The following is an 11,858-nucleotide window of genomic DNA, read 5'->3' as shown; positions in this document are numbered from 1 at the left end:
TGAAGTCCCGCTATTTAGATCATGTTTAATCATTGAGTACGAATAATCCTCTTAAAATAGCAATAGGGGTAAAAAAACTCCCTATATTAAACAACCTTAACCAAGTCTATTCTGAATATTCCGTTTAGTATAGACAGTAAGCTATTACACTGTAAAAGAAAAGGAGCTAGTGATATGAGAAATAAGTTTGCAGCCCAATTGTATACGCTACGAGAAGAATTAAAAAGGGGAATTGTACCAGTTTTTAAAGAATTGAAGGAAATGGGCTGGGCCGGAGTTCAGTTGTCGGCGTTACCGCCAGGCTATGATCCAGAAGAAGTCGCAGCAGCTCTAAAGGAAAATCAACTTGGTACGGCCGGGATACATATATCCATTGACCGGCTGGAAAACGATCTTGACAATCTTCTAGATGAAGTCGGCTTATATCAAACAAAAGATATTGTTTGTCCATTCCTTCCTGAGAATTTAAGAAACAGAGAAGGTTATCAAAAAGTAAAGACCCTCTTAAATGAAGTGGCTGAGAAAGCACCTGGATATCGGATTAGCTATCATAACCATGCGTTTGAATTTGACACTGAAATAGAAGGGAAATCTTCTTTAGAATACTTGTTAGAACCAACAGCAGAGAATAAAATTTTGGCTGAAATTGACGTGTTTTGGGTCAAAAAAGGCGGAAGAGATCCACTGCAATTTCTACAAGCCTATGCACAAAGAATGCCTATTATCCATTTAAAAGACATGACAAAGGATGAAAGAAAAACCTTTGCGGAAGTTGGAACCGGCTTGATTGATTTTGCTCCAATCCTAGATTGGTGTGAAAAATCAGGAGTTGAATGGTATGCAGTGGAACAAGATATCTGTCCTGGTAACCCAATGGATAGTCTTCAAACAAGTTTAGAAAACCTAAAAGTACTTGCAAAGCAATTTCAATAAAACAAAGCGGAAGCGCTTAAACCAATTATGAAATAAGGAGAGGGAAAATTTGGAGAAAGTCAAAATAGGAATTATCGGTATTGGCAATATGGGAAGTTCCCATTCACTCTATCTTAATAATGGTGAAGTACCAGGGGCAGTATTAACAGCTGTATGTGATCAGAACCCCGAGAGATTAAAATGGGCAAAAGAAACATTAGGTGAAAATATACAATTGTTTGACAATACGGAAAGCTTTTTCGAATTCGGTGATATTGATGCGGTGATTGTAGCAACCCCGCATTATGATCATCCGCCTTTAGCGATAAAAGCCCTTCAAAAAGGTCTACATGTTTTGGTAGAAAAGCCGGTTGGTGTTTTTACCAAAAACGTTCGTGAATTGAATGAGGTGGCTAAAAAAAGTGGAAAGGTTTTTGGAATTATGTTTAACCAACGAACCAATCCTTTATATCAAAAGCTAAGAGATCTTGTGCTAAGCGGAGAATTAGGGGAAATCAAACGAACCAATTGGATTATAACAGATTGGTATCGCTCTCAAAGCTATTATGATTCAGGCGGTTGGAGAGCAACATGGGCAGGTGAAGGCGGCGGGGTCCTCGCAAATCAAGATCCGCACCAGCTTGATTTATGGCAATGGACAAGCGGCTTAATGCCGAAACGAGTTCGGGCTTTTTGCGGGTTTGGTAAGTTTCATAATATTGAAGTAGAAGATGACGTAACGGCTTATGTTGAATACGAAAATGGTGCAACAGGTGTATTCGTTACTTCAACAGGTGATGCTCCTGGAACCAATCGCTACGAAATATCCGGGGATCGTGGAAAATTGGTAGTCGAAGATGGAAAATTGACATTTTGGAGATTAAGACAATCCGAAAGGGAATTTAACAGAGAATATAAAGGTGGATTTGGAGAACCAGAATGCTGGAAAATTGATATCCCAATTAAAGGAGTAGCAACACAGCATAAAGGAATTACCACCAACTGGGTGAATGCGATTCTTCATGGCACAGAATTATTAGGGCCAGGCGTAGAAGGAATCAAAGGGCTAGAAATTTCGAATGCTATGCATTTATCTGCCTGGACAGACGATTGGGTAGACCTTCCGATAAATGAAGATCTCTTCTATTCAAAATTGCAAGAGAGAATAAAAACTTCTACATTCAAAAAGGAAATCGTTGCTGATAGAACACTTAATATTCAAGGAACACATTAAAGGATTAGCTAAATAACACTTGAAAAGCAGAATATCCCCTATATTCTGCTTTCTTCTTACGATTTGAGAGGAGAAAAGCCTTGTTAGAAAAACCATTTCCGCTTGAAGCGGCAGTATCGAAGTATGTTGAACAATTTGATGAATCACAAATACGTGATTCACAGTACAAAAAAAGCTCATATCTAGACATCATTCAACCTCTTGTTCATTATTTTTATACCTGTATGGATGACGAAGGTCGAATTATCGACCCTTGTATGCATCGTGAGACACAATATTCTACCCCAGCTTTTGCTGCTAGCTCAGCACTTCTTTATACGCAGCAAAAGGAAAATTGGATGTTAGTAAGTGCTTGTAAAGCGTTAGATTCTTCGCTTAAACAAATGGTAGAAGAGAATTGTGCAGACGATCATAGTAATTTTTATACCACCATGGTCACTTTTGCTTATATGAAACTGAAACCTTATGTATCTGACACAAAAGCCAAACAATGGGAAATGTCATTTTCTAGAATGAATCCTGCAAGTTTATATCGAAAAACCATTAACAATTGGAAAGTGGTGGCACTTGCAGGAGAATACTTGCGGGGAGCACATGGGCTTGGAAATCCAATGGATTTAGAAGAAATTGATCAGGAATTAGGCCCCCAAATGGAGCTTTTAACAGAATATGGTCTCTATGTAGATCCAAATGGTCCAATGGCATATGCCATGTTTACACGAAACTATTTTCGATTAATGTTGCTTGCAGGCTATAACGGCAGGCACAAAGAGAGATTGGTAGAATGCTGTAAGCGTGGAGACTTAACGTCACTGTTTATGCAAAGTCCAACAGGCGAAATGCCAACAGGGGGCCGAAGCTCCCAGCATCAATGGAATGAAGCCCAACAAGCTTTTCAGTTTGAAGTGGCAGCAAATGAATATGCCAATAGTGGAGATTTTATAATGGCAGCGGCCTTTAAACGGGGAGCACGGTTATCGCTTGAATCAATCAAAAGATGGAAGAGGCCAACAGGCGAGCTGAATGTGGTCAGAAATTATGCTGACCCAATGACTCGTACTGGTTACGAAACCTACACCTATCATTCTCAATACAATTTGCTTGCCGCGTATTTTTTAGCGCTGGCATTCGAACAGGCTGACGATGAAATTGGAGAACTTCCATGTCCAGCACAAACAGGGGGATTCTATCTTTGGATGGAACCGTATTTCCACAAATTGATTATTAATGCAGGTGGACATTATATTGAGTATCAGACAAAAGGGGATAAAAACTACACTCCTACAGGAATTGTCCGTATCCAGCGAAAAAATGTATGGCCGACCATTGGTCCATCAGATGGAACACCATTAACAAGTAATAGAGCTCTATCATTTGCTCCAGCGTGGATCAATGTAAACAATGTGATGACACGATTAACTGAGATGACATCAAAAGAATCTCCCAATCTGGAAGTCTCTGTAATATCCTGTGACCGAAAAAAAGTCGAGGTGAAACTAGTTTTTAGAGGACCTATGAATGGGGCTTTCTTGATTGAGCAAACGCTTACAGTTACACCGGAAATCCTTCTTGTGCAAGACTCTATTATAGGTGAGATAGAAACGGTGGTACAGGAATTTCCTCTGTTTTTATCTGATGGCGAAACCAGTACTAAAATTAGCTGTACAGAAAACAGGATTGACGTTGATTACAAAGGAAATAAGGTTTGTATTAAAGTACTTGATGATAAGCCTTTTACTGGCATAAAAATGGGACCACAGGTTGTGCGATACCGTAATGGATTATTGACTAGTGCATCCTATCATACAAAGCAAACCGTTTCTCACTATATGGTTCATCTCTATCAAGATGAGGAATTTATTGAGGAGAATACTTTACTAGAGATGATGGGCGTCAGTAAATTTGATCGTTTAGTTGGAAGGAGTTAAAGGATGAAATTGGCTTTTACGACATTAGGTTGTCCCAATTGGGATTTAGATAAAATCATCTCAAATGCAGTGGAAAATGGCTATGATGGAGTTGATTTCCGAGGTTACCTTGGTGAATTGGATCTATTTAAATTTCCTGAGTTCTCAAGTAACGTACAGGAGACTGTTCGCAGATTTGTAGAAGCATCGATAGAAGTTCCCTGTTTTTCAAGCTCGGTAAGGCTGTTTACAAACTCAAAAGAAGAATTTGAAAATTATCGAGAAGAATTAAAGAATTATGCGGCGCTTTGTCAAGAATTTCACACTCCATACATTCGGGTATTTGGCGGCTCCATTGGGGATACAAGCAGAGAAGAAGCTATTTCAATTGTAGAACGAAACGTCTTAGAATATCTCAAAATTGCGGAAGAGTACGACGTTCATCTCCTTTTTGAAACACATGATGATTGGACCAACAGCAAATATATGAAAGAAATTTTTAAAAGAATTCACTCCTCCCATTTTTTTGTCTTATGGGATGTGCATCATCCATATCGAACGCTAGGAGAAGAACCTGTCTTCACTTGGGAGACACTTGGAGACTGGGTTAAATATACACACTGGAAGGATTCTTATGTAAAAGAAGGTACACAAAGAGGGTACCAGCTTTGTCTTCTTGGGGAGGGTGATGTCCCCTTAAAAGAAATATACACTCTTTTAATGAATAATGGATACGAAGGCTATTGCACTTTAGAATGGGAAAAAAAATGGTGTCCGGAGATAGAAGAACCTGAAATTGCATTTAAACAATATAGTTCTTTTATGAAAGATATTCTTAAATAAGGTGGGAGTTATATGAAACTAGGTTGTTGTGCAGGTATAGATAAAGCATCAATTCTCTATCAAGCAGGTTATGATTTTATCGAATGTACGGTTGTTTCATTGCAACCTGAAGCAAGCGAAGCGGAGTTTAAATCCATCCTAAGAACCTATGAAGAATCGCCCATTCCGGTTGAAGCCTGTAATATTCTTCTTCCCAGAGATTTAAAAATTGTCGGCGAACAGGTTAATACCGAACGGATAAAAAATTATTTGTCCTCTGCCTTAGAACGAGTAAAACGAATAGGTGCTGACACCATTGTGTTTGGAAGCGGTGGTGCTAGATCATTGCCAGATGGTTTTTCAAGGGTGAAAGGTGAAGAACAAGTTGTCCAGTTTTTGCATCTGGCAGCTGACGTTGCGGATCCACTTGATTTGACCATTGTCATTGAGCCTCTTAACCGAAAGGAATCAAATATTATTAACAGTGTTCCAGAAGCAGCACAATTTGCTAAAAAAGTAAACCGTAAATCCATTAAGGCTTTGGCAGATTTTTACCATATGGATGAGGATCGTGAGCCTCTGACCCATATTTACGAACATAAAGATTTTATTAAACATATCCACGTTGCAGATTCTGGCAGGTTCTCACCTGGTACAGGAAATTACCCCTATTCGGACTTTGTTAACTTGGTGCAGCAATCTAGTTATAAGGGACGGATTTCAATCGAATGTAAGTGGAATGACTTTGAAACAGAGGTTAAACAATCACTACTTTATTTAAAAGAGCAGTTTCGTATTGCATAGTAGTATCTTATAGGAAAGAAGGGAAAGCATGCTTCGAGGGATTTACTTACTAGATAATTTTGATCTCATATACGGAAAGGCATATAAAGAAATTAACAAACATGTACACATCTATGCAGAACCACAAACAAAGGTATCCATCAAAGAAAATCCTTCCATTTTGTCTGCTGCGGATATTATATTTTCTGGATGGGGTTGTCCAGTAATGGATCAATCATTTCTAGACTTAGCTCCTAATTTGAAAGCTGTATTTTATGGTGCAGGATCTATTAAGACAATTGTAACAGATGAGTTTTGGGATAAAAATATCGTCATAACAAGTGCGTATGAAGCAAATGCTGTACCTGTTGTGGAATTTACGTTATCTCAAATTCTCTTTTCATTGAAACGGGGCTGGTACTTTTTCCATCAAGTAAATAAGAAAGCTGCTTTTCCAGCTAGAGAAAATGTTCCAGGTGGCTATGGATCGACTGTTGGGCTTGTGTCCTTAGGAATGATTGGCCGGAAAGTCGCTGAGATGTTAAAGCAGTTTGATTGTAAAGTCATCGCATATGATCCTTTGGTTTCCGAAATGGAAGTCAAAGCTCTAAATGTTGAAATGTGTTCATTAGAGGATGTGTTTCGAAGAGCAGATGTCGTTTCCTTGCATACTCCTTGGATTAAAGAAACGGAAGGCTTCATTACCGGTGACCATATTTCTTCCATGAAACCGAATGCGACACTTATCAATACATCAAGAGGTGCTGTTATACGGGAGCAGGAGATGATTGAAACACTGCAGCAGCGTCAAGATCTCTATGCGATTTTAGATGTAACATACCCAGAACCGCCAGTAAAGGACTCACCATTATACTTATTAGAAAATGTCATATTGACTCCGCATATCGCTGGGTCCATGTCAGCTGAATGTCAGAGAATGGGTAAATACATGGCACAAGAGCTTGGACGTTATCTACGTGGTGAACCATTGAAATGGAATATAACCAAAGAAAAATCTATCATAATGGCATAGAAATAGATTACTAAAATAGATGTGTACAGGGATTGAGATAGAATCCTGAAGTATAGATTTGTAAATAAAGCTAAAGAACAATCAAGTCATTTAATGAATGGAGTTTTTTACGTGGAAAAACAAGATGGAATGAACTACGCACCAAAAGGACTGGTAAATCATGTTGTAGAGAAAGGAGAATTCCCTTTTGCTGCAATTGGATTAGATCATGGTCATATCTATGGAATGTGTAATGGATTAATAGAAGCTGGCGGCGAACTTGTTGCAGTGTATGATCCCGATCCAAAAAAGCTTGAAAGATTTTGCAATACTTATCCGAATGTAATCCCTGCTGAATCAGAAGAAGAGATCTTAAAAAATCCTTCCATCAAGCTAATTGCTGCAGCCAATATTCCTGTAGACCGTTGTGAACTAGGATTAAGAGTCCTTGATGCAGGTAAGCATTTTTTCGTTGATAAGCCAGGGTTTACAAACTTGAATCAAATAGAACAAGCAAAGAAGAAAACAACAGAAACCGGGTTGAAATGGGGAATTTATTATAGCGAACGTCTCCATGTGGAGAGTGCGGTCTTTGCTGGACAATTAATTGAAGAAGGAGCCATTGGCCGGGTTATTCAAGTGACTGGAATGGGGCCGCACCGTGCAAATCCTGATAGCAGACCAGATTGGTTCTTTGATCCAAAGTATTATGGTGGTATTTTGTGTGACATCGGAAGTCATCAGGTTGAACAATTTCTACATTATACCGGTGCAAAAGATGCAAAAGTTTTGCATAGTAAAGTAGCGAATTACAACTTCAAAAAATATCCGAAATTTGAGGATTACGGGGATGCCACACTTGTTGCCGACAATGGAGCTACGTTTTTCTTTCGTGTGGATTGGTTCACACCAGATGGGCTTGGTACATGGGGGGACGGTCGTGTATTTATTCTAGGAACAGATGGATACATCGAGATAAGAAAGTACATTGATATTGCCAGGGAAAATCAAGGAGACCATTTATATTTGGTAAATCATCATGGTGAAAAACAATATCAGCTATCAGGAAAGGTTGGCTGTCCTTTCTTTGGAGAATTTATCTTAGATTGCTTGAATGGAACGGAAAATGCCATGACACAAGAACATGCATTTAAGGCTGCATCGTTATGTATTGAAGCACAAGAAAAAGCAATTAAGATTGAGACTGCTGAAAGGCTATCGGTTAATTAGAAAAATGTAAGAGAAGAACCGTGGGGACGGTTCCGATGGCTTTTGTCTCTTTGGATAATATGGTAGGTAAGCTCTCAGTTATTGGATTAGTCCTGAAAAAGGTTTTGAAACAATCAACAGGAAAAGAACCGTGAGAACCGTCCCCAAGGTACCTTGGGAAGGTGCTTGTTGGATTAATATTTCAACCGGAACTCCAATTAGAAATGCTGAACAAGAACGTGATACTCATAATAAAAATACAATCCATGACAGTGGAGAAGAAGATAATAGGGAAGTTACCCCAGAAACAAAACATAATTATTCAGGTATTTATATGATTTACAGAGACAATTTCACTTCTGAAACCATGTTCCGATTTATATAGGACAAGCAAAAGACATACAAAAAAGATATAAAAAGCATTTTTCTGAAATTATTGCTTTAAATAGGCTTTCTTATGATGAGTATTATAATTATTTCTTTTCAAAATCTAGTTCCTTTTATGAAGGTAGTTTTAAAGCATGTAAGATTTTTAAATATATGCTAGAAAATAACTGTACTCTACAAGGACTTCCATATGGTTGTAATAGAAGAGGTGGAGGTGGAGGAAGAGTATTTAAATGAGAAATTAGATGAAAAGGAACAGGATTACTTTAAGAAATTATAGACGTTAAGGCTGGATCCAGCCGAAAAGCAAAAGAAGAAAGGAGCTCTTCAGCTCCTCTTTTTATCTTACTGGACTGCCATCCCATCCGAAGTAGTAAATAACATAACCACCCGTTGAACTACTGCCCCAGTTATCTTCGAAAGTAACTTGTTTACCTAATGAAACTGCGTAATCTACTAGTATTTTTATCTTCGACCAATCTTCAGATTTTGGATTATCAAACCTTAATACATGGTCAGCTACAACCATAACATCTGGTGTTAATTCTAATTCTAGTGCTTTCGCTTGCATTTTTTCTACGAATGTTAATTCTACTGGTACTGGTACGATTTCTTGGTGCTTTATCTGTCCGTAATGATTACCGTTATTGCCCTCTAGTTTTGGAGTCTTTACTGTTCCTTCCGCCTGTGTTAATGAACCACTGATTAATAAGCTTCCTGTTAATACGATTCCTATTACTAATTTTTTCATTTAGTTTTCCTCCTCAAATTGTTTTTACACCCCGAAGGGTTCAACCCCATATAAGATTAAGCAGCTTTGTTGATTTCTTCGATTAATTTTTTCTTCGCCCATCTTGTGCAACCTTTAAATCCTAATTCTTTACCAATAGCCCAAAGCTCTTAAATAGTCATTTCGCTTGTAACTCGTACTGTCTCAACTTCAATGTCGAACTCGTCATGGAAGTTTTCGTTTAAGTCCTCAAGATTAATTTCGCTATCTACTTCTTACTCGAAATTCTTCTCTACTGTTAGGGCTACTTCTTCGACGGCTTCTTGGCAGGGACTATAATACCATGAATAAAGGACTATTTGTTTGATGTGTTTGTGGCAAATTTGTAAGTTTGTGGGATATATTGTCGTAAATCTTATTGAACTAAGGGGTGCAATCGTATTATAAGGTTAACCAGTTTCTACTGTGACCTTTTTTAATAGATTCTATTATATCTGTAGGCAGTGTAGGACGTACGGGTGCGTGGGGCATTGATCCAGTCAACTAAACTGTCCGCCCCCTACTTGTAGAAACATGTTTGAGGCTGGTTGGGACGTAGATCTCGTATAACAAGCGAAGCTATGACACTTCAAGATGGAATAGGGGTTACTGGTATCACATACTACTGAGGAATTGACTACTTTACTTCATTTTTTAGAGGGGGGTGGAAAGGGAGGCTAAGGTTAAGCCGACAGTATATTTAGAATCCATAGGGCATAACCACACACCTGTAATTCAGTTTTAGATAAGCAGAATTTCTTATATATTTTGGTTAATTCGTTACTTTCATATAACGCTAAAAAGTCAGGTTTACGAGTAAAAACGGATGAAATTGATGCTTTTCGTTTATGTGAACTGTTTTATAAGGAAGACCTATTAGCTGGTTTAGTTCAACTAGACTAATGTCGTTTTTGACTCTTATCGTGTATTTAAATTAATACAAAAAGAGGCAGTCTACCTATCCCTTTTTATTCATGAAATTTAGTTTTAAAAAACCAATTGTTAAAAGCTTGTGATAAGTAATCTGTTATCCAAATTGTTATAAAGCTCCAATACCAAGTCCATTTTTTATATTTAATTAATTTTGTATATTTCACTGCAATAATTTCAAAGATGACTATTACTGAAGTACTAATAAAGTAATGTAGGGTTTTTAAAAGGTTAGATTTATTTTTTGGGTAGTACAAACTAAATAAAGCACACAGTCCAGGATATATAAAGTATTCGAATGAAAAATTAGCTTTATTTGCCTTTTTGAAAAATAATCGATATGGATAGGAAATTAAGTTTTTTTGTACCACTAGTAATCCAAAAATCCATGTTAGTGCTTGTTTAAATAAAAATATAACTATTGTTTCACGAATTTTATTTTTTGGTGTCAATTTTATTAATAATAGTGACACAATTAACCAGGATGAAATTTCAATCGTTTTCTCTGCTTTGTATTTCATTAATTATCCTCCTTTATTAAATAGTTTTTCCTCCTTGAATTGATTAATGCAATTCTAGTTTGAGAATAAAATTATAATTCGACCAAGGCACGAAAAACACAACAAAAACACAAAGAGTGTGTATTCACAATACGATGATTTTAAGCAATAAAAGTCTGTTGCTTATTCCAAGAATATCTATTTCATTGCTTTAACATCCTAAAACATTTCACTATTTAATAATAGGGTTTTCTCGACAGGTTGAAAGTATCAACCGATACTCTTTGATTTTTTTGGATTACTCGTTTATGTCCATCGTGATTAATTTTTTGGTTTCGGAATTAAATACCGCCCATTTAAAGGTCCAATTGATTATAATCAGAGGATATGCTGACTTCCAAGAGATTTGTCTGTGGTTTGCTTACATTATTTTGTAGCATACTATACAAAGCACTGAGATTTAACCAACGTATAAGAGGAAAAAGGGATGGTGTACGATGGAAAATCAGCTTCCACCTGGCCAATTCGAAACAGAAAAATGGCCAATACTGCATGCAGGTGATGTTCCCAAGTTTGATGAAATCATATGGAATTTCAGAATTTTTGGTGAGGTAAAAGAAGAAAAGTTCTTATCCTATAAGGAAATCATGGAGCTTCCAAAGACCATTTCAAACGTTAACATGCATTGTGTTACCACCTGGTCTAAATTTGATACAACTTTTGAAGGAATTGCACTTAGAGAGTTATTGAAATTTGTTGAAATTAATGAGGGTGTCAAATACATTAAAATATACGGTTACTACAATGGGGACAGATTTGGTTATTCTGCAAACCTGCCACTCGAGCCTTTATTAGGGGACGATTCTTTGTTTGTATACCGTTGGAAGGATAAAAATCATGATTGGCAGGATATTGATCCAAAACATGGTTATCCACTAAGGTTTATTCCGCCAGAAGTATTTTATCTATGGAAAGGCTCGAAGTGGGTGTCAGGGATTGAATTGATGAATGTAGACGAGGCTGGTTTTTGGGAAGAGCGGGGCTATTCGATGACAGCAAATCCATTTAAAGAAGAGCGGTACCGTTAACACAGATTAATCTAAGTAACAAAAAGGATGGTGAGAAATACTTAAACTTATGATGCTTTGTTTCATTATAGAAGCAAGGCATTTTTATGTAACGGGGAGGTAAGTTTAATAACAAGTTCATCTTTTATGAGAAATTCAAATTATTATTATCAATTTTATAATTATCTGAAGATTTCACCAATCAAATAAGGGTCACCTAACTGGAGGCTCTTATTTATGATTTCATTTTATCTTTAGTCTTCTATGTAGACCATGAAGCACTTGCAATCATTCGAAAATTTATTATTGCACCCTTATCCCCACCC

Annotated in this window: 11 protein-coding genes; 9 read left to right on the top strand and 2 right to left on the bottom strand. The window is 37.2% G+C overall.

Annotated features, from left to right (window positions below; all coding sequences use genetic code 11):
- Positions 1 to 174 precede the first annotated feature (174 nt).
- From ABC255_RS17115 to ABC255_RS17080, 8 genes are all read left to right on the top strand, one after another.
- Positions 175 to 933, top strand: coding sequence for a sugar phosphate isomerase/epimerase family protein (locus ABC255_RS17115; RefSeq protein WP_412995325.1), 759 nt, complete (start codon positions 175 to 177; stop codon positions 931 to 933).
- 49 nt (positions 934 to 982) lie between these two features.
- Positions 983 to 2,146: a Gfo/Idh/MocA family protein gene (locus ABC255_RS17110; RefSeq protein WP_412995323.1), complete on the top strand. Its 1,164-nt coding sequence runs from the start codon at positions 983 to 985 to the stop codon at positions 2,144 to 2,146.
- 80 nt (positions 2,147 to 2,226) lie between these two features.
- On the top strand, positions 2,227 to 4,074 hold the full coding sequence (locus ABC255_RS17105; RefSeq protein WP_412995321.1) for a hypothetical protein: 1,848 nt from the start codon (positions 2,227 to 2,229) through the stop codon (positions 4,072 to 4,074).
- Positions 4,075 to 4,077: 3 nt separating this feature from the next.
- Positions 4,078 to 4,896 (top strand): sugar phosphate isomerase/epimerase family protein, encoded by an 819-nt coding sequence (locus tag ABC255_RS17100; protein ID WP_412995319.1) that lies wholly within the window; start codon positions 4,078 to 4,080, stop codon positions 4,894 to 4,896.
- Between the two features lie 12 nt (positions 4,897 to 4,908).
- Positions 4,909 to 5,679 (top strand): sugar phosphate isomerase/epimerase family protein, encoded by a 771-nt coding sequence (locus tag ABC255_RS17095; RefSeq protein WP_412995317.1) that lies wholly within the window; start codon positions 4,909 to 4,911, stop codon positions 5,677 to 5,679.
- Positions 5,680 to 5,707: 28 nt separating this feature from the next.
- Positions 5,708 to 6,691: a hydroxyacid dehydrogenase gene (locus tag ABC255_RS17090; protein ID WP_412995315.1), complete on the top strand. Its 984-nt coding sequence runs from the start codon at positions 5,708 to 5,710 to the stop codon at positions 6,689 to 6,691.
- 111 nt (positions 6,692 to 6,802) lie between these two features.
- On the top strand, positions 6,803 to 7,900 hold the full coding sequence (locus tag ABC255_RS17085) for a Gfo/Idh/MocA family protein (protein WP_412995313.1): 1,098 nt from the start codon (positions 6,803 to 6,805) through the stop codon (positions 7,898 to 7,900).
- A gap of 130 nt (positions 7,901 to 8,030) precedes the next feature.
- On the top strand, positions 8,031 to 8,264 hold the full coding sequence (locus ABC255_RS17080) for a hypothetical protein (RefSeq protein ID WP_412995311.1): 234 nt from the start codon (positions 8,031 to 8,033) through the stop codon (positions 8,262 to 8,264).
- Positions 8,265 to 8,606: 342 nt separating this feature from the next.
- Here ABC255_RS17080 and ABC255_RS17075 read toward each other — a convergent pair whose 3' ends face one another.
- Positions 8,607 to 9,017 (bottom strand): hypothetical protein, encoded by a 411-nt coding sequence (locus ABC255_RS17075; RefSeq protein ID WP_412995309.1) that lies wholly within the window; start codon positions 9,015 to 9,017, stop codon positions 8,607 to 8,609.
- 986 nt (positions 9,018 to 10,003) lie between these two features.
- Entirely contained in the window at positions 10,004 to 10,486 is a 483-nt protein-coding gene (locus tag ABC255_RS17070; RefSeq protein WP_412995307.1) for a CBO0543 family protein, read from the bottom strand.
- A 476-nt stretch (positions 10,487 to 10,962) separates the two neighbouring features.
- Here ABC255_RS17070 and ABC255_RS17065 point away from each other — a divergent pair, with 476 nt between their 5' ends.
- Complete coding sequence (locus ABC255_RS17065; RefSeq protein ID WP_412995305.1) at positions 10,963 to 11,553, top strand: molybdopterin-dependent oxidoreductase; 591 nt, start codon at positions 10,963 to 10,965, stop codon at positions 11,551 to 11,553.
- Positions 11,554 to 11,858: the final 305 nt, after the last annotated feature.

This window comes from Neobacillus canaveralius (assembly GCF_047237705.1).
Taxonomy (GTDB): domain Bacteria; phylum Bacillota; class Bacilli; order Bacillales; family Cytobacillaceae; genus Neobacillus; species Neobacillus niacini_K.
This window is presented reverse-complemented; position numbering and strand designations above follow the sequence as displayed.